This window comes from Streptomyces sp. CB02959, from assembly GCF_002803155.1.
Lineage (GTDB): Bacteria > Actinomycetota > Actinomycetes > Streptomycetales > Streptomycetaceae > Streptomyces.
This window is the reverse complement of sequence record NZ_NNBP01000021.1, coordinates 61,943-86,856: the sequence shown is the minus strand read 5'-3', so window position 1 is coordinate 86,856 and position 24,914 is coordinate 61,943. Positions and strand designations below refer to the sequence as shown.

At 71.8% G+C, this 24,914-nt stretch carries 23 protein-coding genes; 12 read left to right on the top strand and 11 right to left on the bottom strand.

Annotated features, from left to right (window positions below; genetic code table 11):
• Positions 1 to 81 precede the first annotated feature (81 nt).
• The gene (locus tag CG747_RS30205; protein ID WP_100605014.1) at positions 82 to 1,398 is read right to left on the bottom strand and encodes a DUF6716 putative glycosyltransferase; all 1,317 of its coding nucleotides are present in this window, start codon (positions 1,396 to 1,398) and stop codon (positions 82 to 84) included.
• Positions 1,399 to 1,655: 257 nt separating this feature from the next.
• Between CG747_RS30205 and CG747_RS30200 the strand changes: the two genes are divergently transcribed.
• From CG747_RS30200 to CG747_RS30190, 3 genes are read left to right on the top strand one after another with little or no spacing between them, the layout of a single operon-like run.
• Positions 1,656 to 2,633, top strand: a complete 978-nt coding sequence (locus CG747_RS30200) for a glycosyltransferase family 2 protein (protein WP_100605013.1) — start codon at positions 1,656 to 1,658, stop codon at positions 2,631 to 2,633.
• A complete protein-coding gene (locus CG747_RS30195) occupies positions 2,633 to 3,994 on the top strand; it encodes a polysialyltransferase family glycosyltransferase (protein ID WP_100605012.1) in 1,362 nt (453 codons plus the stop codon). Before CG747_RS30200 ends, CG747_RS30195 begins: the two co-directional genes overlap by 1 nt.
• Positions 3,994 to 5,178, top strand: coding sequence for an acyltransferase (locus CG747_RS30190; RefSeq protein ID WP_100605011.1), 1,185 nt, complete (start codon positions 3,994 to 3,996; stop codon positions 5,176 to 5,178). The genes CG747_RS30195 and CG747_RS30190 overlap by 1 nt, the downstream gene beginning before the upstream one ends.
• 42 nt (positions 5,179 to 5,220) lie before the next feature.
• Here the strand turns inward: CG747_RS30190 and CG747_RS30185 are convergent, their stop codons facing one another.
• Complete coding sequence (locus CG747_RS30185; protein WP_100605010.1) at positions 5,221 to 5,901, bottom strand: TetR/AcrR family transcriptional regulator C-terminal domain-containing protein; 681 nt, start codon at positions 5,899 to 5,901, stop codon at positions 5,221 to 5,223.
• A gap of 38 nt (positions 5,902 to 5,939) precedes the next feature.
• Here CG747_RS30185 and CG747_RS30180 point away from each other — a divergent pair, with 38 nt between their 5' ends.
• Positions 5,940 to 7,538 (top strand): FAD-dependent monooxygenase, encoded by a 1,599-nt coding sequence (locus CG747_RS30180; RefSeq protein WP_100605009.1) that lies wholly within the window; start codon positions 5,940 to 5,942, stop codon positions 7,536 to 7,538.
• An 81-nt stretch (positions 7,539 to 7,619) separates the two neighbouring features.
• Here the strand turns inward: CG747_RS30180 and CG747_RS30175 are convergent, their stop codons facing one another.
• Both CG747_RS30175 and CG747_RS30170 read right to left on the bottom strand, forming a co-directional pair.
• Positions 7,620 to 8,141, bottom strand: a complete 522-nt coding sequence (locus CG747_RS30175) for a hypothetical protein (protein WP_257980846.1) — start codon at positions 8,139 to 8,141, stop codon at positions 7,620 to 7,622.
• Between the two features lie 122 nt (positions 8,142 to 8,263).
• Positions 8,264 to 9,469 carry a helix-turn-helix domain-containing protein gene (locus tag CG747_RS30170; RefSeq protein WP_100605007.1) on the bottom strand — a complete coding sequence of 402 codons (1,206 nt, stop codon included), beginning with the start codon at positions 9,467 to 9,469 and terminating at the stop codon, positions 8,264 to 8,266.
• Positions 9,470 to 9,877: 408 nt separating this feature from the next.
• On the opposite strand from CG747_RS30170, the gene CG747_RS30165 reads away from it, so the two are divergent.
• On the top strand, positions 9,878 to 10,600 hold the full coding sequence (locus CG747_RS30165; protein ID WP_100605006.1) for a GntR family transcriptional regulator: 723 nt from the start codon (positions 9,878 to 9,880) through the stop codon (positions 10,598 to 10,600).
• A gap of 119 nt (positions 10,601 to 10,719) precedes the next feature.
• Here CG747_RS30165 and CG747_RS30160 read toward each other — a convergent pair whose 3' ends face one another.
• On the bottom strand, positions 10,720 to 12,147 hold the full coding sequence (locus CG747_RS30160; protein WP_100605005.1) for a gluconate:H+ symporter: 1,428 nt from the start codon (positions 12,145 to 12,147) through the stop codon (positions 10,720 to 10,722).
• Positions 12,148 to 12,310: 163 nt separating this feature from the next.
• The gene (locus CG747_RS30155) at positions 12,311 to 12,826 is read right to left on the bottom strand and encodes a gluconokinase (protein WP_100605004.1); all 516 of its coding nucleotides are present in this window, start codon (positions 12,824 to 12,826) and stop codon (positions 12,311 to 12,313) included.
• 190 nt (positions 12,827 to 13,016) lie between these two features.
• Between CG747_RS30155 and CG747_RS30150 the strand changes: the two genes are divergently transcribed.
• Positions 13,017 to 13,727: a FadR/GntR family transcriptional regulator gene (locus CG747_RS30150; RefSeq protein WP_100605003.1), complete on the top strand. Its 711-nt coding sequence runs from the start codon at positions 13,017 to 13,019 to the stop codon at positions 13,725 to 13,727.
• 21 nt (positions 13,728 to 13,748) lie between these two features.
• On the opposite strand, the gene CG747_RS30145 is transcribed toward CG747_RS30150, so the two are convergent.
• Both CG747_RS30145 and CG747_RS30140 read right to left on the bottom strand, forming a co-directional pair.
• Positions 13,749 to 13,961 (bottom strand): hypothetical protein, encoded by a 213-nt coding sequence (locus tag CG747_RS30145; RefSeq protein WP_067347577.1) that lies wholly within the window; start codon positions 13,959 to 13,961, stop codon positions 13,749 to 13,751.
• Between the two features lie 54 nt (positions 13,962 to 14,015).
• Positions 14,016 to 15,596, bottom strand: a complete 1,581-nt coding sequence (locus CG747_RS30140; protein WP_100605002.1) for a methylmalonyl-CoA mutase — start codon at positions 15,594 to 15,596, stop codon at positions 14,016 to 14,018.
• Between the two features lie 100 nt (positions 15,597 to 15,696).
• Between CG747_RS30140 and CG747_RS30135 the strand changes: the two genes are divergently transcribed.
• Positions 15,697 to 16,038 (top strand): peptidoglycan-binding protein, encoded by a 342-nt coding sequence (locus tag CG747_RS30135; RefSeq protein ID WP_100605001.1) that lies wholly within the window; start codon positions 15,697 to 15,699, stop codon positions 16,036 to 16,038.
• 197 nt (positions 16,039 to 16,235) lie between these two features.
• Here CG747_RS30135 and CG747_RS47485 read toward each other — a convergent pair whose 3' ends face one another.
• From CG747_RS47485 to CG747_RS30120, 3 genes are all read right to left on the bottom strand, one after another.
• Entirely contained in the window at positions 16,236 to 17,300 is a 1,065-nt protein-coding gene (locus CG747_RS47485; protein WP_146022172.1) for a hypothetical protein, read from the bottom strand.
• Positions 17,300 to 18,037: an RNA polymerase sigma factor gene (locus CG747_RS30125; RefSeq protein ID WP_100605000.1), complete on the bottom strand. Its 738-nt coding sequence runs from the start codon at positions 18,035 to 18,037 to the stop codon at positions 17,300 to 17,302. Before CG747_RS30125 ends, CG747_RS47485 begins: the two co-directional genes overlap by 1 nt.
• Before the next feature lie 521 nt (positions 18,038 to 18,558).
• A complete protein-coding gene (locus CG747_RS30120) occupies positions 18,559 to 20,268 on the bottom strand; it encodes a glycoside hydrolase family 20 protein (RefSeq protein WP_100604999.1) in 1,710 nt (569 codons plus the stop codon).
• A gap of 204 nt (positions 20,269 to 20,472) precedes the next feature.
• Here CG747_RS30120 and CG747_RS30115 point away from each other — a divergent pair, with 204 nt between their 5' ends.
• The 5 genes from CG747_RS30115 to CG747_RS30095 all read left to right on the top strand — a co-directional run bounded on the left by CG747_RS30115 (position 20,473) and on the right by CG747_RS30095 (position 24,840).
• Positions 20,473 to 21,234, top strand: coding sequence for a 2-oxo-4-hydroxy-4-carboxy-5-ureidoimidazoline decarboxylase (locus CG747_RS30115; RefSeq protein ID WP_374701836.1), 762 nt, complete (start codon positions 20,473 to 20,475; stop codon positions 21,232 to 21,234).
• Between the two features lie 182 nt (positions 21,235 to 21,416).
• The gene (sdhC, locus tag CG747_RS30110; RefSeq protein ID WP_016574684.1) at positions 21,417 to 21,797 is read left to right on the top strand and encodes a succinate dehydrogenase, cytochrome b556 subunit; all 381 of its coding nucleotides are present in this window, start codon (positions 21,417 to 21,419) and stop codon (positions 21,795 to 21,797) included.
• A 6-nt stretch (positions 21,798 to 21,803) separates the two neighbouring features.
• Entirely contained in the window at positions 21,804 to 22,280 is a 477-nt protein-coding gene (locus tag CG747_RS30105; protein WP_100604998.1) for a succinate dehydrogenase hydrophobic membrane anchor subunit, read from the top strand.
• Between the two features lie 32 nt (positions 22,281 to 22,312).
• Positions 22,313 to 24,067 (top strand): succinate dehydrogenase flavoprotein subunit, encoded by a 1,755-nt coding sequence (sdhA, locus tag CG747_RS30100; RefSeq protein WP_100604997.1) that lies wholly within the window; start codon positions 22,313 to 22,315, stop codon positions 24,065 to 24,067.
• Positions 24,067 to 24,840 carry a succinate dehydrogenase iron-sulfur subunit gene (locus CG747_RS30095; protein ID WP_100604996.1) on the top strand — a complete coding sequence of 258 codons (774 nt, stop codon included), beginning with the start codon at positions 24,067 to 24,069 and terminating at the stop codon, positions 24,838 to 24,840. Before sdhA ends, CG747_RS30095 begins: the two co-directional genes overlap by 1 nt.
• Positions 24,841 to 24,914: the final 74 nt, after the last annotated feature.

Below are 24,914 nucleotides of genomic sequence, written 5' to 3'. Positions count from 1 at the left end.
GGGCGGTCGCGGTTCCTGGTCGGGTGCCGCTGCGCCGCGCGTCGCGCACGGTGCCGGGGCGTTCGCTTCTTCCGGCGTCGCTCACAGTTGCCCCCAGCGGCGGATGGCGGGTGCGACGCGTTGGACGCCGTGCCGGTAGGCGCCCCGGGCCGCCTCGCGCACCGTGTCGCGGGCGAACTTCCGCAGCCCGGCGGCCTCTTGGGCCGACTCGACGTGCCCGGCGAGCGGTGCGCCCTGCGGGTCCAGGCCGTAGCGGGCGAGGATGCCGGGCAGGTAGCCGGGGGCGGTGCGGGGCGTGTAGTACGGGGTGAGCGGCGGCAGGTGGTCGGCGGCGGCCAGGGCGGCGACCCGGTCGCGGGCGGCGTCGAAGGCGGTCGCGTATGTCCCGTCCGCGGCGACGCCCTGGCGGGCCAGCCACTCCGGACGGGGCTCCGGGCGGTGGCCGGCGTCGAGTTCGTCCCAGGAGGCCAGGCAGCCGGAGCCGAGGAAGTGGTGGTTGCCGAGCGCCTCGCGGATGCCTAGGTCGGTGAGGACGGCGGTGGGGATGCCGCGGTGCAGCGACTCCAGGGCGGCGGTGGAGCTGACCGTGACCATCAGGTCGGTGCGGTCCAGGACCTCGCCCATGTTGCCGTACACCAGGCGGCAGTTGGACGGCAGGCCGCCGGGGAGCCTGGCGGCGAGCTTCTGGTAGGGCAGTTCCTCGATGTGGGTGGTGTGCTCGCCGGGCTTGCTGCGGAGTTTGACCAGCACCTCGCGGTCGGGGTGCCGGCGGGCGTGCTCGACTGCCCTGCGCAGCAGGTACGTTCGCCCCTCGCGGTTCTCCGGGACGGAGGGCTGGGCGGCGAACACCACCGTGTACGGGGTGTTCGGGGCCTCGTAGGGGGCGCCGCCGAGGAAGGGCAGCGCGCACTCCACGACGCCGTCGTCCGGTGCGCCGACGCCCTGGTAGACGGCGCGGAACCGGTCCGCGTCGTGCCGGGAGTTGGCGAGCACCACGTCCGCGCCGTGCCGCAGCAGCAGCCCGTCGGCGAGCTTCTCGTAGACCACGCCGACGTAGCCGGTGACGACGACGGGGCGGCGGCCGCCGGCCGGGGCCTGGGCGCGCCAGGCGTGCCGCAGTCCGTGCAGCATCGCCTGGACGGCGCCGCCGACGCAGGCCAGCACCAGGACGTCGTAGCCGGTGCGGTCCCCGGTGTGCGCGCCGCGTTCCATCAGGTCGAGGAAGTCGACGCCCCGGATCTCCCGCAGCGAGTCCGCGCGGGCGCCGACCTCGCCGAGCTGGCGGACGGTGGGGGTGGCGCGACCGCGGAGCAGGTAGCCGTCGAGCCGGGCGTCCGGCTGGAGTCGGCGGGCGGTCAGGGCGCCCCACTTCCACCGGGTGTCCGAGTCGGCGAGCACCGCGACCCGCGGTGCGGAATGGGTACGTGATGGCACGTCGAAGACGCTAGGAAGGCGCGACGGTTGGCGGGCCAACTGAGGAGCAACAACGGGTTAACAGCCGACCGACGAATACCCAACCCACCCGGATACCGTTCGGATACCGCCCGGATACCGACCGGTCACCGGCCTGGTTAACCATCCCGCCATTCTTCGTTCACCGCCAAGTACGCGCCGCGTCAAGACGAATGCCGGGCGCCACCCCTAACGTCACGGGGGTGGTTAAGCTCTCCGTCGTCGTGCCGTTCTACAACGTGCAGACATACGCGCCCGATACTCTGAAAAGCCTGGCGGCGAACTCTCGCGAGGATTTCGAATTCCTGCTCGTCGACGACTGTTCACGCGACGGGACGCCGGAGATCCTCATGCGTGCCGCGGCGGACCTCCCGGGCGCCCGGGTGCTGCGGCACGAGAAGAACGGCGGCCTGGCCACCGCCCGGAACACCGGACTGGACGCGGCCCGCGGCGAATACCTCGCCTTCCTCGACGGGGACGACTGGCTGGCCCCCGGCTACCTCCCCGAACTCCTCTCCGTCATCGAGGAGTTGGGGTGCGACTTCGTCCGCACGGACCACGTCCAGTGCACCGCCCGGACGCGCACCGTGCACCGGGTCCCGCACGGCCGCCGGGGGGTGGTGATGGATCCGCGGAGCCTGATCCTGCCCGCCGACCGCTCCACCTCGGTGGACTACGCGTACGCCTGGGCCGGGATCTACCACCGCCGGCTCCTCGACGACGGGCTGCTGCACTTCACCGACGGGCTGCGCACCGCGGAGGACCGGCCGTGGATCTGGCGGCTGCACCGCGAGGCGAAATCCATGGCGGTGACCGGTCTGCTGGGGGTTTTCTACCGGCGCGGAGTGGCATCCTCGCTGACCCAGATCGGAGATGTCCGGCAATTGGACTTCATCCGTGCTTTCGATCAGGTGATCGAGGAAACGGCGCGGGACCGCGACGCGCATCTGCTGTTGCCGAAGGCGGTGCGCACGTATTGCGCGATCATTTCCCACCATCTCGGCTCGATCGAACGATTCGAGCCACCGGTCGCCCGTAAATTGCGGGCGATGAGCGCCGCGGCCATGAAACGCATGCCGCAGGACGTACTGAAGGAAGCCCTGGATTCCATGGATGTACAGCGCGCGTCCCGGCTGCGGCGGCTGCGCCGCCGCCCGTCCCCGGCGGAGGTCGCCGCCTGATGCCCGACCGGCCCCGTACCCAGATCTTTCTGGCGTCCACCCTCTACGGCGCGGCGACCCTGGCCGCCGCCCTGGACGCCGACCTGTTCGCACCGGCCGACCGCCGACTGCTGCTGATCAGCAACAACGCGACGACCCCGGAGACCACCCCGGCGCTGGACGCGATGCCCGGTTTCGCGCGGCTGCGCGACCGCTTCGACCGCGTGCTGTCCTGGAACGAGACGATCCGCCCGTTCCACCCCGGCGGCTGGTCCCCGCGCCCCGACGACGTCCCGCTGTGGGAGCGGCAGCTGCGGCTTCTGTGGGAACTGGGCGACGACGAGGTCGCGTTGGTCGTGGAGTCGATCCAGGTCAACCCGGCGCTGGCGCTGGCGCAGCTGTTCCCCGGCGCGCCCGTCGACGTCTACGCCGACGGGCTGATGAGCTACGGCCCGACCCGCAACAAGCTCGACCCGCTGGTCGGCACCCGGATCGACCGGCTGCTGCACCTGGACCTGGTGCCGGGCCTGAAGCCGCTGCTGCTCACCGAGTTCGGGGTCGAGCCGGTGACCGTGCCGACCGCCGCCTTCACCAAGGTGCTGGCCGAACTCGCCGACGACGAGGCGCCGGACGGTCCGGCCGACGTCCCTGAGGGCGCGGCACTGCTGCTCGGCCAGTACCTCTCGGCGCTGTCCATCCTCACCCCGCAGGAGGAAGAGGAGCTGCACGTCCGGATGGTGCGCGGGGCGGTCGAGCGGGGCCACCGCGAGATCGTCTTCAAACCGCACCCGTCGGCGCCGGCCCGCTGGTCGCGGCTGCTGGAGCGGGAGGCCGAGAAGCTGGAGGTCTCGCTGACCGTGCTGGACCGGCCGGTGCTCGCCGAGGTCCTCTACCAGCGGGCCCGGCCGGCGCTGGTGGTCGGCTGCTTCTCCACCGCGCTGCTGACCGCGTCCGTCTTCTACGGCCTGCCGGTGGCCCGGACCGGCACCGGGCTGCTGCTGGAGCGGCTGACGCCGTATCAGAACAGCAACCGGGTGCCGGTGACGCTGGTGGACGCGCTGGTGCCGGACCTCGCCGACCGCGGCGAGCGGCCGCGCACCGTCACCACCCCGAAGGACGTCGCCCCGCTGGTCACCGCCGTCGGCTACGCGATGCAGCACCAGATCTACCCGCATCTGCGACCGGCCGCCGAACGCTACTTGGCGGCGCATCTGAGCCCGCTCACCCGGCGCTACTTCAAGCGCCGCCGGCTCACCGCGCTGGCGCTGCCCGGCGCGCTCCCGTCCCAGCTGTCGTTCATCCCGCGCAATGCCGCGGTCCGCCGGGTGGCGCGCCGGGCCCGGGCCGTGCAGCGCCGACTGAAGAAGCGGACCGCCGCCTGATGACCACCACCTCACCGGCGGCCGGGGCGCCCCGCGTGGCGCCGGACCGCACCGCGGCCGGCGCGCCGGGCGCCGGTCCGGCCGCCGCCCGGGACACCGCGATACCGGGCCGCGGCCGGAGCGGTGGCGCCGCCCGGCTGCGCGCCCTGGACGGACTGCGGCTGCTCGCCGCCCTGATGGTCGCCGCGTACCACTACGGCGGCCGCAACGGCGACATCTCCCGGGCCTGGGGCGGCTCCCCGGCCCACCAGTTCCCCTACGCCTCCAGCGCGTTCGCCTACGGGTGCCTGGGCGTCCAGATCTTCTTCGTCATCAGCGGCTTCGTCATCTGCCTCAGCGGCTGGGGCCGGACCCTGCGGTCGTTCATCGCGAGCCGCGTCTCCCGCCTGTATCCCGCGTACTGGGTGGCGATCCTCCTGGTCACCGCGGTCTTCGCGCTCCCCTGGGTCGCCTTCAAGGCGCTCTCGCCGAGCGAGGTGCTGACGAACCTCACCATGCTCCAGTACCCGCTGGGCGTGCACCGGGTCCTCGGCGTCTGCTGGACCCTCTGGGCGGAGATGCGCTTCTACGCCCTCTTCGCGCTGTGCGTGGTGCTGCCGGGCGCCACCCGCGGCCGGGTCGTGCTGTTCTGCGCCGGCTGGACGCTGGCCGCGGCCCTGGCCCAGTCCGCCCACGACCCGTTCCTCAACACCGTCCTGATGCCGCAGTACGCCCCGTTCTTCATCGGCGGCGTGGGCCTGTACCTGCTGCACCGCTTCGGCCCCCGGGATCCGGTCGCCTGGACGATCGTGCTGGTCAGCTGGCTGATCGGCCAGCACTACGCGGTCGCCGGCCTGTGGCACGCGCCGTCCGCGCACGCCTTCTCCTACCGCTCGGCGACCGTGATCATCGCCATCGTGACCCTCGGCTTCACCGCGGTCGCCGCCGTCGCCCTGGGCGCACTCCGCTGGGCGAACTGGCGCTGGCTGACCGTCGCCGGGGCGCTGACCTACCCCTTCTACCTCGTCCACGAGCACCTGGGCTGGGTCGTGATCGGCGTGCTGCACCGCGGCGCCGGGCTCCCCTCGTACGCCACGTTCCTGCTGACCGTCGGCCTGATGCTGCTGCTGGCGTGGGTGCTCCACCGGTGGGTCGAGCGTCCGCTGACCCCGCGGCTGCGCCGCGCGATCGACCCGCGCCGCTGACCGCTCACCGGCGGGGCGGGCCCGGCCCGCCCCACACTCCCGTCAACGCCCCCGCGCCTGCACGTAGTCGGCCTCGATGCCGGCGACGATGATCCGGAGCCCGGCCTCGAACGCCTCCCCCAGGTCCGCGAAGAGCGTCCGCCCGGCCCGTGCGGCGAGCGGGTACTCCGCGCCCAGTCGGCGCTCCCGCTCGTCGAGGTCGTAGGACGGGTCGCGGACCTCCCGGTGCTCGGGGTCGGGGTGCACCGACTGCTCCTCGATGACCAGCCCGACCGTGTAGTTGTACGCGGTCCACCAGGCGCGGGCCGCCTCGGACAGGGTGAAGCCGGACGCGGTGAAGTGGCTGAGGAAGAGTTCCAGCGGGGCGGCGAAGCTGTCGTCCGTCATCCGCGTCCCGGCGATGACCTTGCCGCCGTCGCGGTAGGTGAGCAGCTCCCGGCGGAGCGCGGCGCAGGTGCGCACCACCATCTCCTGCCAGGACGGCCACCGGCCGTCCGCCCCGGGCCCGCCCTCGGGCAGTGTCGACCGGAACAGCCGCCGGAAGATCTCGGTCGCCATCTCGTCCAGCAGCTCCTGCTTGTTCTTGAAGTGCCAGTAGAGCGCCGGGGCCTGGACGTCGAGCTCCTTGGCGATCCGCCGGAGGGTCAGGCCGTCCAGCCCGCCCTCGTTCAGCAGCCGCAGGGCGGTCTCCACCACCAGTTTCCGGTCAATGCGCGAAGCCATGTTGACAACTTAACACCGTTAAGGGCAGCCTCAAAGGCATGGCACTTAACAGCGTTAAGGAAACCTTCGCCCACCTCACCGAGGGCACCTTCGAGGCCACCGCCGGGGACGCCACCGCGCCGCCCGTCGACGTCCTCGTCTCCGGCGCCGGCCCGACCGGCCTCGCGCTCGGCATCGACCTCGCCCGCCGGGGCGTGACCACCCTGATCGTCGAGCGGCAGACCACCCTCTCCCCCGGCGCCCGCGGCACCGGCGTCCAGCCGCGCACCCAGGAGGTCTACGACGACCTCGGCGTGCTCCCCGCCGCACGGGCCGCCGGCGGCGTCTACCCGCCCATGGCGCTGTGGGAGGACGGCCGGATCGTCCGCACCCACGAGATGGTCGAGCGGGTCGCCCCGACCCCCTCCACCCCCCACTCCGAGGGCCTGATGCTCCCCCAGTGGCGCAACGTCCGACTGCTCCACGACCGCCTGCGGGACCTCGGCGGCAGCGTCCGACTGGCCACCGCACTCACCGACTTCACCCAGGACGACGACGGCGTCACGGCCCGCCTGACCGGGCCCGACGCCGCCGTGCACACCGTCCGGGCCCGCTACCTGGTCGCCTGCGACGGCGGCGGCAGCACCGTCCGCAAGCAGCTCGGCGTCCGGATGACCGGGCCGGAGCTCGCCCCGGGCCACGCCGTCCTCGCCGACGTCCGCCTCGACGGCCTCGACCGCGACCACTGGCACCGCTGGACGCTGCCGAGCGGCGGTTTCCTCGGCCTCCTCCCGCTGGCCGGCACCGACGACTTCCAGATGCTCGCCGCCGCGGCCACCGCCGAGCCGGACACCTCCCACGAGGCGATCCGCGACCTGATCGCCACGCACACCCACCTCACCCGCGACCAGGTCCGCGAGGTGCTGTGGACGTCCGTCTACCGCCCCAAGGCCGGCATGGTCGACACCTACCGCCACGGCCGGGTGTTCCTGGCCGGCGACGCCGCGCACATCCACTCCCCGGCCGGCGGCCAGGGCCTGAACACCAGCGTCCAGGACGCCTACAACCTCGGCTGGAAGCTCGGCCAAGTGCTCCGGCACGGCGCCCCCGACGCCCTCCTCGACACCTACGAGACCGAGCGCCGCCCGATCGCCGCCGACATCCTCGCCACCAGCACCCGGCTGCACCGCTCCGGCAGCCTCCACCGCGGCCGCGAGCTGCACCAACTCGGCATCGGCTACCCGGACAGCCCGCTCACCCGCGAGCTCCGCACCGACCTGGCCGAGGGCGCCCGCACCGCCGGCGACCGCGCCCCCGACGCCCCCTGCACCACCGCCGACGGCACCCCCACCCACCTCTTCGACGTCTTCCGCGGCCCGCACTTCACCGTGCTCGCCCTCGACGCCCCGGACCTGGACACCACCGCCCTCACCGAGGCCGCCGGCACCACCCCCCTCCGCACCGTCCACGTCGGCGGCCCCACCCCCGACCTCCTCGACCCCGACGGCCACCTCCGCGCCGCCTACGGCACCACCCCCACCGTCTTCCTCATCCGCCCGGACGGCTACGTCGCGGTGGCGGCCCCGCCGGAGTCCGCGGCGGCGGCGATCACCGAGGCACTCCGGTCGCACTTCGGCGCGGCCCCCGTCGCGGTCTGAAACGGGCCGGACCGGGCCGCCCACACAACCGGTCCGGGTCCCGCCCTCCCCCGACACCGGGAAGAGCGGGACCCGCCTCCCTCACCGCGCGGACGACCCCCGCGCGGCACCCTTCAGGGGAGCGCCCGGGACGCTCCCCGCAGGACGGACCGGGGCCCCGAGCCGAGCCCGTGGGCTCGTGCGGGACGTGTGCCGCCCGCCCTCGGGACCGTTCCGGTCGGGGAAGTCCTCGGCGGGCGCGTAACCGCCACCCGCGTCATCCACACCGCCCTCGCCATCTTCGTCGCCCTCGTCGTCCCCGTCCCGCTCGCCCTCCCACTGGACCAACCGGGCGCCCCGACTCTCCGAGACCCGGTGAATCCTGGCCAGGTGAACGTTCAACTCCACGGCCAACAAGTGGAGTTCACCCGGAGTCCAGGCCCGCCCGGAGAGGACGTCACCGGCCTCCTCGATGCACTCGGCCGCCGCATCCATCTGCTCCGCCTCCACCCGGTCGGCGAGCCGGGAGACGTACCCGGTCCCGGTCCCGCCGATGAGGTAACACGGCTTTCCCTCCGGGCTGCTCCACGGCAACAGCCGTGCGGTGTCCATGGGATTCAGCACCTTCACGCTCCTCAACCAGCACGGGGCACACCCGAGGAGGTCGCACCAGTGCGTCCTCGCCCGGCCTTGTCCCTTCATGCTGGGCGCGGAGAAGCCCGGCGAGTTTCACGGCTCGTGAAACCTCAGGTGATGCCGAGCCAGGCCGCGAAACCAGACAGGGGCTCGCTGCCGTACCGCTGGAGGCGAATCAACGCGTGGACGGTTTCCCGCACTTGGGGATGGTTGCGGGTCTGCTCGGGTGCCACGCGGCGGGCAGCCTGGAGCGCGGTGAACGCCTTGTCACGATTGCCGTAGTCGAGCCAGCCCTTCGCCGCGTCCATGTACCAGCGGCCCGCCCGGACGGGTGCCACGTCGGTGGGCAGCCGGGTGCGCCGCATGAGGCGTCCGATCTCCGGCCCGTCGTGCAGTTCCACGGCCACCCCGAGCCGGTGCATGGCCACGTTGGTCGGCCCGAACTCCAGGCCGTAGTGGTTCGCGTCCCGCCCGAGCAGACGTGCGGTGTCGGCCGCGGCGTCGAGATGCGCGCGGGCGGTGGCCGCGTTCCCGTCCCGCGCGGCGAACATGGCCGAACGCAGGTGTACGGAACCGTGCATGCTCAGCTCGGGTGCCGCCATGCGGCCGATGTCCTCGCCCAGGTCGTGGCGCACACGGTCCAAGAGCCGCATCCCGCGGCCATACGCGGCCGCCTGTAGGAACAAGGTGGCGCGCTGCCACTGCGTACGTCCGACACGCAGGGGGTCGTGCGACTCCCGTGCTGCCCACTGCACCCGGTCCATGGCCTGCGAACGCAGATCGAAGTACCCCACGGTGTAGGCGATGGCGGTCACCCCGCTGTACGCCTCGGCGAGCAGCCCGAACAGCTTCTCCCGTTCGCCCCCGTCGGCCGAGTGGCAGGCGGCCGACAACTCGTCCAGCAGCGGCGGAAGCAGCGTGCCGAGCGTCGCGTAACGCGCCTTCCGCCCGAGCGCCGAGGCCCGTGCGACATCGGCGGCCAGGGCGTCGAAGGACCGGACCGGAAGGTCCTCTTCGGGCAGGTCCCACGACAGCATCGACGTCTGGATGTCCGGCACGGTCGCACGCACCCGCCCCCGGTGGGGGTCCTCGTACGGCTGCCCGGTGAGCTGTTCGAGACGGACCCCGAGAGCACGGGCGACGCCTGCGGTCAGGGACGGCGTGGCGGGCTTGTGGCCGCGCTCCACCTGGGCGATGAGCGACTTCGAGCACGGCACGCGCAGGGCGAGTTGCAGCTGCGTCAGACCACGCGCCTTGCGGGCCGCGGCGATGCGCTGTCCGATGCGCTCGCTGGCGTCGCCACTGGCGTAGGGCATCCGGAATTCCCTTCGGAGCTCGACCGGTCCGACGGTACTCCCGCCCCGGCCACACCGAAACGGAGATCGGTCGCCGTCACCCTTCGGAGGGTCGGTGGGGGGACCGCACGTGAACGGGCTGTCTGAGCAGCCGCCCCCGTTCGCTCGCCGACGACGCGCCTCGCCGCCCGCCCGTGAAGGCAGTCAGCAGGCGCTCGCCCAGGCCCTCCCCAGCGCCGTCGCCTCCACGACGCCCGCCACCCGACCAACGACAGCAACAGCACCCCGCACGCCCCCGCCACCGAGATCAACGTCTCCAACACGTGAACGAATTCAGCGTCGAGGCGGCCGAAGCACTCCGGCTGCGGTCCCGGGCGCCCTAATGTCGCTGAGCGACTTGCTACTCAACTCACTTGAGGAATAGGGAAGATGGCCGATCCGAAAACGTTTACGAAGATCGCGGATCACTTCCGCGAGCGCATCCTGTCGGGCGATCTGGAGCCAGGGGCGAAGCTGCCCACGAACCGGGAGATCTCGGGGCAGTGGCAGGTGGCCGCCGCGACGGTGTCCCGCGCTCTCCAGGCGCTCCAGGTCGAGGGGTACATCCGGACCACTCCGCGCGGCACGTACGTCGCCGACGACCCGGTGTGGACCCTGTCGGCGCGCGACCGGCTCGCCAGGGTGCAGCGCGTGAAGTCGTTCCTCGCCGACGGCGAGACGAGCCGGGTCACGGCGGCAGAGTTGGTTGCCCCTCCGCTGTACATCGCCGAGATCTTCGACCTGGACACGGGAGACCAGGTGGTGCGGCGGGAGTGGCTGGCGGGTCGGGGCAAGACCCGGACGGTGTTGGCGGTGACGTGGTACCCGGCACCGTTCGCCGCCCTCGTGCCCGACCTGCTGAACACCGCGCCGGAGCGCAACCACGGCTTGTCCGCGCGGGTGTTGGAGGCCACGGAGCGCACCATCGCGCACGCCAGGGACGACATGCACGCCCGGGCCGCGGACGCCCGCGAGGCCAGCGCCCTGGGCCTCCCCGTGGGCTCTCCGATCCTGGCGGGGGCACACCGCTGGTCGGACGCCGACGGTGTCATCGAATACGGCGAATGGTGCCTGCCGCCCCGCTTCACGATCGGGTACGAGTACCAGCCGTGAGGGCCGTCAGGGCGGACACCGGCTCCCCGCCCCGGTAGCCGCCGCCCCACGACAACGAGCCCCCGCCGACCCCCTTAGGGGCAGCCGGCGAAGGCTCGTTCCTGTCCGTGGGGGTGCCGCTACACCACCAGCGACAGCAGCAGCACCCCCACTATCCCGACGACCGAGATCAGCGTCTCCATCACCGACCAGGTCTTCAGGGTCTGGCCGACGTCCATGCCGAAGTACTCCTTGACCATCCAGAAGCCGGCGTCGTTGACGTGGCTGAAGAAGAGGGAGCCGGCGCCGATGGCGAGGACGAGGAGGGCGGTGTGGGTGGTGCTCATGTCGGCGGCGAGGGGGGCGACCAGGCCCGCGGCCGAGATGGTGGCGACGGTGGCGGAGCCGGTGGCGAGGCGGATGGTGACCGCGATCAGCCAGGCCAGCAGCAGCGTGGAGATGTTCCAGTCCTTGGAGATCTCCAGGATCATCTGGCCGACGCCGGAGTCCACCAGGGTCTGCTTGAAGCCGCCGCCGGCGCCGACGATCAGCAGCACGCCGGCGATCGGGCCGAGCGAGGACTCGACGGTGGACGCGATCCTGCCGCGGGTGAAGCCGGCCGAGCGGCCGAGCGTGAACATACCGACGACGACGGCGGTGAGCAGCGCGATCAGCGGGGAGCCGACGACGTCGAAGACCCGCTGGAGGGAGTCCTTGGGGTCGTCGACGACGACGTCCACGAGGGCCTTGGCCAGCATCATCACGACCGGCAGCAGGACGGTGGCGACGGTGATGCCGAAGCCGGGGCGCTTCTGAAGGTCGTCGGAGGTGCGCTGGGCCTGGGGGTCCGGGGTCTCCCCGGAGGAGAACAGCATCTTCTCGGGCGGGGCGATGTCGACCCAGCGGGCCGCGTAGCGGGAGAAGAGCGGGCCGGCGACGATCGCCGCGGGGATGGCGACGACGACGCCCAGCGCCAGCGTGACGCCGAGGTTGGCCTTGACCGCGTCGATCGCGGCCAGCGGCCCGGGGTGCGGGGGGATCAGCCCGTGCATCACGGAGAGGCCGGCCAGCGCCGGGATGCCGACGCGCATGAGGGAGAAGTTGCCGCGCTTGGCGACCAGCAGCACCACGGGGATCAGCAGCACGATGCCGACCTCGAAGAAGATCGGCAGTCCGACGATCCCGGCGATCAGCACCATCGCCCAGGGCATCGCCCGCCGTCCGGCCTTGGCCAGGATCGTGTCCACGATCTGGTCCGCGCCGCCGGAGTCGGCGAGCAGCTTGCCGAGGACGGCGCCCAGCGCGATCAGTACGCCGGTGCCCGCGACCGTGGTGCCCAGTCCGGTGGAGAAGCTGGCGATGGCCTTGTCGAGCGGCGCACCGGCCACCGCGCCGAGCACCAGCGAACCGATGATCAGCGACAGGAAGGCGTGCAGCTTGAACTTGGTGATCAGCAGGACGATGACGGCGATACCCGCCAGGACGGCGATGCCCAGCTGTGCGTGACCGGCCGAGGTGATCGGCGTGGTCGCGTCCGCTGCGAGCATCTCGACGCTGAGATGTGGCACGGCGATTCCCTTGGTTGGAGGGGCCCCTCCGCCGGAGGCCCGGCGATCGGAGGGCCCCTTTGTCGGAGGGGAGGGGGGAACGGGGGGAACGGTGAGGGGAGCCGGGCCCCTCGGGGGGGGAAGGGAGGGGCCCGGCGGTCTGCGGTTCGGCCTCGGCGCGGGGTTACGCGGCCGGGGCCGGGCGGCGCAGTGCGGCGGCCGCCCGGTCGGCGATCTGCTCCGGGGTGCCGGAGACGTCGACGACCACGCCCGCCTCGTCCGGACCGAGCGGTTCGAGCGTGGCGAACTGGGAGTCCAGCAGTGCGGTGGGCATGAAGTGGCCCTTGCGTTCGGCCATCCGCGCCTCGATGAGCGCGCGGTCGCCGGCGAGGTGGAGGAAGACGACGCCGGGGGCGGCGGCCCGCAGCCGGTCGCGGTAGGCGCGCTTGAGCGCGGAGCAGCTGACCACTCCGCCGCGGCCGGCCCGGCCGTGCGCCCAGGCGCCGATGGCGTCGAGCCAGGGGCCGCGGTCGGCGTCGTCCAGCGGGATGCCCGCCGACATCTTGGCGATGTTGGCCGGCGGGTGGAAGTCGTCGCCCTCGGCGTACGGGACGCACAGCGCGTCGGCCGCCAGGGGACCGATCGTCGTCTTGCCGGTCCCGGCCACACCCATCACGACGATGACGTCGGCGCTTCCCATCCCGAATACCTCGAAACTTCGTATACAGAACGCCTCGCGCCGACTCACCCATACCAGGGCGATCGGTACGACGCTGTCCTCTTCGACCTCGTGCGCCCCCACTGAAACTCATTAGGTACGACGTATTCAAGCCCCTGTGACGCAAACGTCATACTTAATTGGCCGGAAGGCGGGAACGTAGGCTTGGCCCATGGAAGCGACCGGGAACGGGGAGAAGGGGCTGCACGCCCGCGTGCTGGAGTCCCTGGGGCCCGCGATCACCGCGGGCGACCACCCTCCGGGCACGGTCCTGCGCACCGACGAGCTGGCCGAGCGGTTCGACGTCTCGCGCACGGTGATCCGCGAGGCGATCCGGGTCCTGGAGTCCATGCACCTGGTCGCCTCCCGGCGCCGGGTCGGGGTGACCGTCCGCCCGACCGAGGAGTGGAACGTCTACGACCCGCGGGTCATCGGCTGGCGGCTGGCCGGCCGGGACCGCCCCCGGCAGTTGCGCTCACTGACCGTGCTGCGCTCGGCCGTCGAGCCGGTGGCGGCCGGACTGGCCGCCCACCACGCCACCCCCGCCCAGTGCGCCGAACTCACCGAGCACGCCATGGGGATGGTCGCCACCTCGCGCGGCCAGCAGCTCGACGCCTACCTCGTCCACGACATGGCGTTCCACCGGGTGGTGCTGTCCGCCTCCGGCAACGAGATGTTCGCCCGCCTCGCCGAGGTCGTCGCCGCCGTGCTCACCGGCCGCACCCATCACCACGTGATGTTCACCGACCCCGACCCGTCCGCGGTCACCCTGCACGTCCAGGTCGCCGAGGCGATCCGCACCGGGGACGCGGCCCGCGCGGAGGCCCTCACCCGGGAGATCACCACCGGCGCGATGGCCGAACTCGACGTCCTGGCACCGTAGTTCGCCCCCGGGGGCGGTCCGTCAGAACAGCGGCTGCTGACCGGGCATCGGCGGTTCCTCGGGGTCGAAGAGCTTCTCCGCGGGGGCCATCATCGGCGCGGTCCGCCGCGACCCCGGGCAGGAGATCAACTCGATCCCGGTCCGCCGCCCCGGCGGGTCGTGGCGGGCGTACCGGCCGCCGACCACGGCGATCTCTCGGGTGCAGATGGGGCAACGGCGTCGGGGTGCGGACATGCCTCCAGTTTGGCGGACGCGTTCCGGGCGCCGCACCCGGCACCCGGAACGGCCTCAGAACGCGTCCGTCGGCACGTAGGTCCCCCACACCTCGCGCAGCGCGTCGCTCACCTCGCCGAGCGTCGCCCGGGCGCGCAGCGCCTCCCGCATCGGGTAGAGCACGTTGTCCGGGCCCTCGGCGGCCTTCCGGAGCGCGCCGAGCGCCGCGGTGACCGCGTTCCGGTTGCGGCGGGCGCGCAGCCGCGCCAGCCGCTCGGCCTGCTGCGCCTCGATGGCGGGGTCCACCCGCAGCGGCTCGTAGGGCTCCTCCTCGTCGGTGCGGAAGCGGTTGACGCCGACCACCACCCGCTCACCGGCGTCGGTCTCCTGGGCGATCCGGTAGGCGTTGCGCTCGATCTCGTCCTTCTGGAAGCCCCGTTCGATGGCGGCGACCGCACCGCCCAGATCCTCGACCCGCGCCATCAGCGCCAGCGCCTCCTCCTCGACGGCGTCCGTCAGCGACTCCACCGCGTACGAACCGGCGAACGGGTCGACGGTGGCGGTGACATCGGTCTCGTGGGCGAGCACCTGCTGCGTCCGCAGGGCAAGCCGGGCGGCCTTCTCGGTGGGCAGCGCGATCGCCTCGTCGAAGGAGTTGGTGTGCAGCGACTGGGTCCCGCCGAGCACCGCGGCCAGCCCCTGCACGGTCACCCGGGCGAGGTTCACCTCCGGCTGCTGGGCGGTCAGCTGCACCCCGGCCGTCTGCGTGTGGAAGCGCAGCATCTGCGACTTGGGGTTGCGCGCCCCGAACTCCTCCCGCATCAGCCGCGCCCAGATCCGCCGCGCGGCACGGAACTTGGCGACCTCCTCCAGCAGCGTGGTGCGGGCGACGAAGAAGAACGACAGCCGGGGCGCGAAGTCGTCGACGTCCATGCCGGCGGCGAGCGCGGTGCGGACGTAGGCGATGCCGTTGGCCAGCGTGAAGGCGATCTCCTGGGCGGGCGAGGCGCCGGCCTCCGCCATGTGGTAGCCGGAGATCGAGATGGTGTTCCAGCGGGGGATCTCGGCCCGGCAGTAGCGGAAGATGTCCGCGGTCAGCCGGAGCGACGGCTGCGGCGGGTAGATGTACGTGCCCCGCGCGATGTACTCCTTCAGCACGTCGTTCTGCACCGTGCCGTTGAGCTGATGTCCTTTCACCCCCTGCTGCTCGCCCACGAGTTGGTACATCAGCAGCAGCACGGCGGCCGGCGCGTTGATGGTCATCGACGTCGAGACCGACCCCAGCGGGATACCGCCGAACAGCGCCTCCATGTCCTCGACGGAGTCGATCGCCACGCCGACCTTGCCCACCTCGCCGGCGGCGATCGGGGTGTCGGAGTCGTGCCCCATCTGCGTCGGCAGGTCGAAGGCGACCGACAGCCCGGTCGTGCCGTGTTCGATCAGCTGCCGGTAGCGCGCGTTGGACTCCCGCGCCGTCCCGAACCCGGCGTACTGCCGCATCGTCCAGGCCCGCCCGGTGTACATGGTCGGGTAGATCCCCCGGGTGTACGGGTACCCGCCCGGCTCACCCAGTTCGGCGTCCGGGTCCCACCCCGCCAGCCCCGCCGGCCCGTACACCGGCTCGATGGGCAGCCCGCTCTCGCTGTACCGCACCATGTCCGCTACGCCTCCAAACAGGTGAACAGTGCAGGTTTGCACCGCCTTCACAGCATGCCTGGAGGTTCGCCCCACCGCACCGTTGGGAAGGGGGTGGGTCATGCGGCGGAACGGGAGAAGAGGACCGGCGGTGGCGATGGCGCTGGCTGCGCTGGCTTTGGCGGCGGCCTGCCACCCGGCGAAGGCCGCTCCCGTGCTGGCACCGGGCGCGCACGGCCCCGCGGTCCGCGATCTGCAGGCCCGTCTGGCCCAACTGGGCCTCTTCCGGCGCAACCCCACGGGCCGCTACGCCACCGAGACCGCAACGGCCGTCCGCACGTTCCAACACCAGGCCGGCCTCCCCACCACAGGGACCTACACCACAGCAGACCGCACAGCCCTAACGTCCCGCACCAGAAAGCCCCACCACAGCGCCCTTTTCCCTGACCGAAGCGACAATTGAGCCACCCCCACCCACAGCAACCACCTACGCGAAAGCGGCGCCGGTTCAGGCGCAAAGAGGGGGGCGCGGGCAGGGCCGGGGGAACGTGCCCCGCCCGCGCCATGTGCGCCGAGCCACGGGTACGGGGGGAACCCTGGCTCGTGCGCCGCCGATGACCAGTCGGCTCATTTCTTACTGCGTCACGGCGTCAAAAAACGTCACACCGGACCGGTAGGAAGGGTTCCGGTAGGGGTCGGCGCGGGCGTGCTGGGGTCCGGTGCGGGGGTGGTGCCGGCGGGCGGGGCGCTCGGGCTGGGCGGGGTGACGCCGGACGGGTCGCCCTCCTCGTCGCCGCCGCCACCGCCGTTGTGGCCGCCGCCGTCGCCGTTCCCGCCCTGGCCGCCGCCTCCGCCGCCCCGGCCGCCGCCTCCGCCATCGTTGTCACCCGAGCCGCCGCCCTGCTGTCCCGCCTGGGTGAGGTACTGGCGGCAGAAGGCGTGCACCTTGTTCGGGCCACCGGCCTTGGATTCGAGGCTCCGCAGGGTGTCGCGGTCCAGGTCGCCGCGCTTGCCGGACTCGTAGTCCTTGCAGAGCGCCAGCAGCAGCCGCTTCTTGTTCTTGCCGTCCTGGTCCTGCTGCGACTGGCTGTCGTCGCCGGGGGTGCCGGTGCCGGGCGTCCGGGTGCCGGGCGCCGGGCCGGCGCTCTGGCTGCTGCCGGGGCTGGGGGTGGGAGTGGCGCCGGGGCCGGTGGGCCGCCCGTCGGGCTGGGTGGCCGGAGTGCGACCGGTCTCGCCGGGGCTGGTGGCGGACTCCTGGGTCTCGAAGGTGCTGGGCGTCTCGGCGGCCGAGACGCTGGCCCCGGGCTGCGGTTCGCCGCCCCGGAACGGGGTGGGCAGGACGCCGGTGCCGGCGGCGACCGCGATACCGCCGATCGCGCAGACCGCGAGGGCGACCGCGAAGCCGCGTCTGAAGGGGCGGGCGAGCCCGTTGCGTTCGGCGACGCGGCTGCCGCGGCCGCCGCGCACGGCGGACAGCGCGGCGCCGCGACCGGCTTCGCGCGGGTGGGCGCCGGCGTCGTGACGGGTCTGCCGGAAGGCGGCCAGCGCGGCCTCCTCGCCGGGCAGCGCGGCGGTTTCGGGCAGGCCGGAGCCGGCCGCCGCGGCGGCCTTCAGCAGGTGTTCGAGTTCGCGTGCACCGTCGCCGACCTGGGAACCGGCGGGCTCACCACGCAGCAGTCGCTCCGCGGCGTCCTTGTCGAGCCAGCTATACCGGTCGTCGGCCATCACATGTCCTTCTGCGTTCGTGCGGCCGTTTCCGTCACACCTGGTACGTACGAATCCGCCACACCTTCAGGGTGTCTTCGGTCCGGTACGGGCAGCTCACCCACTGTGCCACCGTCCGTGCCCGGACCCGCGGACAGCCCCCGGGGCGCCCCGTCGCCCTCGTCGCCGCCACCGTCCTCGGTGAGCAGTTCGGCCAGCTTCTTCAGACCGCGGTGGGCGGCGGTGCGCACCGCGCCCGGCCGCTTGCCCAGGACCTGTGCCGCGCTCTTGGCGTCCAGGCCGACGACCACCCGCAGCGTCACCGCCTCGGCCTGGTCCTGCGGGAGCCGGCCTATCAGGCGGAAGGTGCGGCCGGTGCCCAGGGCCTCCAGCGCCTCGCCCGCGGTGTCGGACGCGGCGGGGGTGTCGGTGAGTTCGCTCTCGTCGCCCCCGACGGCCGGGCGGCGGCCGCGCATCCGGATGTGGTCCAGCGCCCGGTTACGGGCGATCCGGGCGGTCCAGCCGCGGAAGCGGTCCGCGTCGCCGCTGAAGCGGGCGAGGTCGCGGGTGATCTGGAGCCACGCCTCGGACGCCACGTCCTCGGCGTCCGCTTCGCCCACCAGGGTCCGGACGTAGCCGAGAAGCCGGGGCTGTATGGCGCGGTAGACGAGCCGGAACGCCGTCTCGTCGCCGTCCTGCGCCGCCTGTACGGCAACCGTCAGCCGTCCGTCGTCCGGCTGAATGTCGTCCCCTCGCACGGGTCCATCCTGTCGCACGCTGAATGTCCGCCGCCCGGTCCTTGCCGCTTCGTGCTGTCGCTGTTTCTTCGTTGCCGGCCGGTCGTCCGGCCCGCCGTGGTCACCGCCCGGCCGGTCCGCTCCTCCGCTGCGCCGGCGGTGGACCGTCCGGCCGCTCCTGCTGACCGTAACGGGTGAGACCCGGTGCCCGGCACCCGGGCCACCTCTTGGGACCGGCGGCGCGCCGGCACGACGTGTCCGCGTTTTCCACCGAACTCCCCGGTAACCAGCCGTTCTTCCCGGTCGCCGGGCCCCCCGCGACGCACCCGCCCACCGGCGCGTTCCGGCACGTTACGGGCCCTTCCCGGCCCGCGTCCAGACCACTGGCCGTGCCACCGCCCGTACCCCGTGTGACGCTTTCGGGCCCGTCGGCGCTGTATCGATTAGGAGCCCGTCACGGGCTCCTCGTGAGCGACGGCCGGGGCCTCTCCTGTGGGGGGTGGCGGCCCCGGCCGTCTCTCGCATCTATCCCGCCCGGCCGCTCAGAGCCGGTTCACCAGCGCCCTGAAGTCCGTCCAGGACAGCGCGGGGGTGCGCGGGTCCCAGGTCTTCTGCGCCAGCGCCGCGAGCGGCAGCCTGATCCCGGCCGCGATCTGCTGCGGGGTCTGCGCCTGCGCGTGGTCGCACCAGATCGCGAACCGCGCGCCCGGGATGCGGTCGGGCCCGGTCTGGCTCTCCGGTACGGACACCGGCGACGTGCCCCGCAGCACCCGCGGGGTCCAGCTCTTGTAGATCCGCTCGCCGGTCGGGTACGTGAAGTTGTTGGGCTCGCCGAGCACGTAGTAGAGGTACTCGTCGTTGAGGTTGAGCACCGTGCGGCCCTCGTGGAAGAACTCGGCGGGGTCGCGGGCGCCGATCTCCTTGCCGGTCCAGTAGGCGACCCTGCGGTTCTTGTCGGCGGCCACCTTGCCGCCGGCGAAGAAGCCGTCGTTCCAGGCTTCGATCCGGGTCTTGCCGGCGGCCTCCACGGTCTTCTGCCGGTCGTTCAGCCAGCCGGTCGCCAGGTCCTTGATGGTGGCGCCGGGGCCGTACTTGTCCCGGGCGGCCTTGGCCAGCTGCGGGTAGGACGCCTCGGGGTTCGAGGCCACCAGTGCCTGGTACTCGTCGCCGCCCAGGTGCCAGTACGGGCCGGGGAAGAGCTGCCCGAACTCCTTGAGCAGCGAGTCGATCAGCGCGCCGGCCTGCGGCTTGGAGATGTCGATGGCGCCGCGGAGCACCTTGCCGGAGGCGTTGCGCAGCTGGAGGTCGGGGTAGTGGTCGAGGACGGCGCCGAGGTGGCCGGGCGAGTCGATCTCCGGGACGAGGGCGACGTGCAGGCTCTGCCCGACCTTGATCAGGTGGCGGACCTGGGCCTTGGTCAGGTGGTCGGCCGAGACGATCTCGGGGTGGCTGTCGCTCTGGATGCGGAAGCCCTGGTCGTCGGAGAAGTGCAGTTGGAGCTGGTTGAGCTTGAGGTCGGCGAGCTGCCGGATGCGGGCCTCGATCCAGTCCGCGGTGAACGGCTTGCGGGCGTTGTCGAGCAGCATGCCGCGCTCGGGGCGGTCCGGGCGGTCCTCGATGGTGCCCTCGGGGAGGCCGCCGGCGTTGCGGACGGCCTGTTTGACGGTGCGGGTGCCGTTGAAGATCCCGGCGTCGGTGGGGGCCGTGAGGGTGAGCCGGGCCTCGCGGGCGGTCAGGGTGTAGGACTCGTCGGCGGTGCTGCCGACCGGGGCGTTGTCGGGGCGGTTGGCCCCGGCCGATCCGCTGAGCTTCACCTCGATGTCACCGGGCCGGACGTCCTGCTTTCCCCACACCACGGCCAGCCCGCCAAGATCTTTGGCCATAAGTTGCGCTTCATCGGCGACGGTGCTCTTCTCCCCGGCCGGTACCACGACCCGGGCGCCCTTGGTCGGCCGCCAGCCGTTTCCGTCCGCCGGGCGGAAGCCCCGTACGGCCGGGACGATGTGCGGTGGGCCGGTGACCTTGGCCCAGCTCGGGATGGGCGCGGCGGGGCTGGAAGAACTGGGAGCGGCCCCCGGGGGTTGGGAATCGGCCCCTTGTGAGCAGCCGCCCAGCACCAGCGCGCCGGCCAGTACCGGGGCGGCCAGCAGCGCGCGGCGGGCCGCCGGGCCGGGGGTCGGCACGGCCTGGAGCGGGGGCCGGAGGGAGGCCGAGGGCCGCGGGGAACGCGGCGGCCGCATCGGATTCGACATCGTGCAATCCTCACTTTTCGGGGCGAAGGTATTGCCAGGAGTGCGGAGAAAGTCGTCCACCGAGCGCGCGAAAGCTCTCTCATCCGGGTGAAAATCGCGCATCCGTCGGACAGTGGCAGGCGAGCGTCGTTAGCGTGGCCTCGCCGTCGCTCACTCCCTTCCGGGGCGCGTGGACCGCTGGAAATCCGCCGGGTGCCACCTCATGTGACGTATCACCACATCTGCCTCACATTCCGTACGTATCAGACTTTTCACCCGTTTCGCCCCACGTGCCGCTCGGTTTCCGCCAGTCGCCCGCCGTCCACCCGCCAACTGCTCCACATCGCCCCCGTCCCTTCTCGTCCGTTCTCATCCGTTCCGGCCCGATCCCGTCCGCCCGAGGAGCCCACGCTGTCCGGTGACACTCCGGCCGCCCGTCCGCCGGCGCGGCCCCACCTGCCCGCTCCGCGGTGCGGCATACCTTGGCAGAACCGGCTCACCCCGCCGTCGACGGCCGGCCTCGACCGCTTCAACGCACTCCCCCGCGACCGGGCCGTCGCCACCCTGCTGACCTGCTGCGGCTGCCTCCGCTGGGCCGAGCGGATCGCCGCCCACCGCCCGTATCCGGACCCGGAGTCCCTGCTGGCCGCCGGCGACGAGGCCGGCTACGACCTCAGCCCGGCCGAACAGGCCGAGGCGCTGGCCCAGGAGGCGCCCGCGGCGCTGCCGCCGGTCCGCCCCGGCCCCGGCACCCTCGCCGCCCACACCGCGCTGCGCGCCGCCCACGCCGCGTACGAACTCCGCTTCCGGCACGCCTTCGTGATCTGCCTGGACGGCTACCGCGACGACGAGCTGATGGACCAGACCCTGCACGCCATCCGCACCCGTCTGGCGCACGAACCGGACGAGGAGCGGTCGGTCGCCGCGGACCACTTACGGCGGCTGGCCCGCGTCAGGCTGGGGCAACTCGCGGCGAGTTGTCCCTGATGTGCGAGTTCGTGCTTGTGTGATAGCCCGTTGGTGCCTGTTTGATCACACCTAAGGACCCCCGCGCGAGGAACCGACAGCTCGTCGATACGATGACGAGCGGCCGGTGGACCGTACCCGGCCGGGCCCGACCGACAGAGAAGCCGGCGCGGCCCTAGTCCCCGCTCCCGGAGGGTTTTTCCGTGCCGGCTGGAACGCTGTACCGCGGCCGGGAAGGCATGTGGTCCTGGGTGGCTCATCGAGTCACTGGCGTCCTCATCTTCTTCTTCCTGTTCGTACACGTCCTCGACACCGCTCTCGTTCGTGTCTCCCCCGACGCGTACGACAACGTCGTTGCGACCTACAAGACGCCCATCGTCAACGTGATGGAGTACGGCCTGGTGGCCGCCATCCTCTTCCACGCGCTCAACGGCCTGCGGGTCATCGCGGTGGACTTCTGGTCCAAGGGCCCGAAGTACCAGAAGCAGATGCTCTGGACCGTTGTCGGCGTCTGGGTCGTGCTGATGGCCGGTGCCTTCTACCCCGTGCTGCAGCACACGCTGCGCACGCTGTTCGGGAGCTGACGCCTGATGTCTGCTGAATCCACCACCGCGGGCGCCGCCGCGGAGAACGTCGCGCTCTACGACGCGGACAACCCGGCACCGGTCATCGAGGCGCCCCGCAAGCGCACCGGGAAGACCCCCAAGACGACCCGCACCAACTTCGAGCTGTACGGCTGGCTGTTCATGCGGCTGTCCGGCATCGTCCTGGTCGTCCTGGTCCTCGGCCACCTGCTGATCCAGCTGGTGCTCGACGGCGGCGTCTCCAAGATCGGCTTCGCCTTCGTCGCCGGCCGCTGGGCCTCGCCCTTCTGGCAGGTCTGGGACCTGCTGATGCTGTGGCTGGCCATGCTGCACGGAGCCAACGGCCTGCGTACCGTCATCAACGACTACGCGCAGCGGGACAACACCCGCTTCTGGCTGAAGATGCTCCTCTACACCGCCACGGTGTTCACCGTCCTTCTGGGCACGCTGGTGATCTTCACCTTCGACCCGAACATCCGCTAGGCCCCGGGCTGAGGGACTGAGGTATTCCACCCATGCAGATCCACAAGTACGACACCGTCATCGTCGGCGCCGGCGGCGCGGGCATGCGTGCCGCCATCGAGGCGACCAAGCGCAGCCGGACCGCGGTCCTGACGAAGCTCTACCCCACCCGCTCCCACACCGGTGCCGCCCAGGGCGGCATGGCGGCGGCCCTCGCCAACGTCGAGGAGGACAACTGGGAGTGGCACACCTTCGACACGGTCAAGGGCGGTGACTACCTGGTCGACCAGGACGCCGCCGAGATCCTGGCGAAGGAGGCCATCGACTCGGTCCTCGACCTGGAGAAGATGGGCCTGCCCTTCAACCGCACGCCGGAGGGCCGGATCGACCAGCGCCGGTTCGGCGGTCACTCCCGCAACCACGGCGAGGCCCCGGTCCGCCGGTCCTGCTACGCCGCGGACCGCACCGGCCACATGATCCTCCAGACGCTTTACCAGAACTGCGTCAAGGAGGGCGTGGAGTTCTTCAACGAGTTCTACGTCCTGGACCAGCTGATCACCGAGGTCGACGGCGTCAAGAAGTCGGCCGGTGTGGTCGCCTACGAGCTGGCCACCGGCGAGATCCACATCTTCCAGGCCAAGTCGGTCATCTACGCCTCCGGCGGCACCGGCAAGTTCTTCAAGGTGACGTCGAACGCCCACACCCTGACCGGTGACGGCCAGGCCGCCGTGTACCGCCGCGGGCTGCCGCTGGAGGACATGGAGTTCTTCCAGTTCCACCCGACGGGCATCTGGCGGATGGGCATCCTGCTGACGGAGGGCGCCCGTGGTGAGGGCGGCATCCTCCGCAACAAGGACGGCGAGCGCTTCATGGAGAAGTACGCGCCCGTCATGAAGGACCTCGCCTCCCGCGACGTCGTCTCCCGCTCCATCTACACGGAGATCCGCGAGGGCCGCGGCTGCGGTCCCGAGGGCGACCACGTCTACCTGGACCTGACCCACCTGCCGCCGGAGCAGCTGGACGCCAAGCTCCCGGACATCACCGAGTTCGCGCGGACGTACCTCGGTATCGAGCCCTACACGGACCCGATCCCGATCCAGCCGACCGCGCACTACGCCATGGGCGGCATCCCGACCAACGTCGAGGGTGAGGTGCTGGTCGACAACACCACCGTCGTGCCGGGCCTGTACGCCGCCGGCGAGGTCGCCTGCGTCTCCGTGCACGGCGCCAACCGCCTGGGCACCAACTCGCTGCTGGACATCAACGTGTTCGGTCGCCGGGCCGGCATCGCCGCGGCGGAGTACTCGGCCACCGCGGACTTCGTCGAGCTGCCCGAGGACCCGGCGTCGCTGGTCGCCGAGCAGGTCGAGCGGCTGCGCAACGCCACCGGCGGCGAGCGGGTGGCCGAGCTGCGCAACGAGCTCCAGGAGACCATGGACGCCAACGTCATGGTCTTCCGCACAGAGCAGACGATCAAGACCGCGGTCGAGAAGATCGGCGAGCTGCGCGAGCGCTACCGCAACGTGTCCATCCAGGACAAGGGCAAGCGCTTCAACACGGACCTGCTGGAGGCCATCGAGCTGGGCAACCTGCTCGACCTGGCCGAGGTCATGGCGGTGTCGGCACTGGCCCGCAAGGAGTCCCGCGGCGGTCACTACCGCGAGGACTACCCCAACCGCGACGACGTCAACTTCATGCGGCACACCATGGCGTACCGCGAGGTGGGCGCCGACGGCTCCGAGTCGATCCGGCTCGACTACAAGCCGGTCGTGCAGACCCGCTACCAGCCGATGGAGCGTAAGTACTGATGAGCACCCCCACTCTCGACAAGCACTCCGCGGCTCTGGACGCGGCCGAGAACGACGCTTCCCACCTGATCAGTGTCACCTTCCGGATCCGCCGGTTCAACCCGGAGGTCTCCGAGGAGGCCCGCTGGGAGGACTTCCAGCTGGAGATCGATCCCAAGGAGCGCGTCCTGGACGCCCTCCACAAGATCAAGTGGGATCAGGACGGTTCGCTCACCTTCCGTCGCTCGTGCGCCCACGGCATCTGCGGCTCGGACGCCATGCGGATCAACGGTCGCAACCGGCTCGCCTGCAAGACCCTGATCAAGGACATCAACCCGGAGAAGCCGATCACCGTCGAGGCCATCAAGGGCCTGACGGTGCTGAAGGACCTTGTCGTCGACATGGACCCCTTCTTCCAGGCGTACCGGGACGTGATGCCGTTCCTGATCACCACCGGCAACGAGCCGACCCGCGAGCGCCTGCAGTCCGCCGAGGACCGCGAGCGCTTCGACGACACCACCAAGTGCATCCTGTGCGCGGCGTGCACCAGCTCGTGCCCCGTGTTCTGGAACGACGGCCAGTACTTCGGCCCGGCGGCGATCGTCAACGCGCACCGCTTCATCTTCGACTCGCGTGACGAGGGCGGCGAGCAGCGGCTGGAGATCCTCAACGACAAGGACGGCGTCTGGCGCTGCCGGACGACCTTCAACTGCACCGACGCCTGCCCGCGCGGTATCGAGGTCACCAAGGCGATCCAGGAGGTCAAGCGGGCCCTGATCACCCGGCGGTTCTGAGCCGCCGGGCCCGAACCGGGCCGCTTGCCACCTTCGAGGGCCCCGCTCCCGTACATACGGGGGCGGGGCCCTCG

Coding starts and splice junctions, on each gene's coding strand:
- CG747_RS30140 (WP_100605002.1), bottom strand. CDS start 15,596: ATGGTGCGGTACAGCGAGAGCGGGCTGCCCATCGAGCCGGTGTACGGG.
- CG747_RS30135 (WP_100605001.1), top strand. CDS start 15,697: ATGCGGCGGAACGGGAGAAGAGGACCGGCGGTGGCGATGGCGCTGGCT.
- CG747_RS30145 (WP_067347577.1), bottom strand. CDS start 13,961: ATGTCCGCACCCCGACGCCGTTGCCCCATCTGCACCCGAGAGATCGCC.
- CG747_RS30105 (WP_100604998.1), top strand. CDS start 21,804: ATGTCTGCTGAATCCACCACCGCGGGCGCCGCCGCGGAGAACGTCGCG.
- CG747_RS30155 (WP_100605004.1), bottom strand. CDS start 12,826: ATGGGAAGCGCCGACGTCATCGTCGTGATGGGTGTGGCCGGGACCGGC.
- CG747_RS30120 (WP_100604999.1), bottom strand. CDS start 20,268: ATGTCGAATCCGATGCGGCCGCCGCGTTCCCCGCGGCCCTCGGCCTCC.
- CG747_RS30165 (WP_100605006.1), top strand. CDS start 9,878: ATGGCCGATCCGAAAACGTTTACGAAGATCGCGGATCACTTCCGCGAG.
- CG747_RS30185 (WP_100605010.1), bottom strand. CDS start 5,901: ATGGCTTCGCGCATTGACCGGAAACTGGTGGTGGAGACCGCCCTGCGG.
- CG747_RS30095 (WP_100604996.1), top strand. CDS start 24,067: ATGAGCACCCCCACTCTCGACAAGCACTCCGCGGCTCTGGACGCGGCC.
- sdhA (WP_100604997.1), top strand. CDS start 22,313: ATGCAGATCCACAAGTACGACACCGTCATCGTCGGCGCCGGCGGCGCG.
- CG747_RS30180 (WP_100605009.1), top strand. CDS start 5,940: ATGGCACTTAACAGCGTTAAGGAAACCTTCGCCCACCTCACCGAGGGC.
- CG747_RS30195 (WP_100605012.1), top strand. CDS start 2,633: ATGCCCGACCGGCCCCGTACCCAGATCTTTCTGGCGTCCACCCTCTAC.
- CG747_RS30150 (WP_100605003.1), top strand. CDS start 13,017: ATGGAAGCGACCGGGAACGGGGAGAAGGGGCTGCACGCCCGCGTGCTG.
- CG747_RS30170 (WP_100605007.1), bottom strand. CDS start 9,469: ATGCCCTACGCCAGTGGCGACGCCAGCGAGCGCATCGGACAGCGCATC.
- CG747_RS30190 (WP_100605011.1), top strand. CDS start 3,994: ATGACCACCACCTCACCGGCGGCCGGGGCGCCCCGCGTGGCGCCGGAC.
- CG747_RS47485 (WP_146022172.1), bottom strand. CDS start 17,300: ATGGCCGACGACCGGTATAGCTGGCTCGACAAGGACGCCGCGGAGCGA.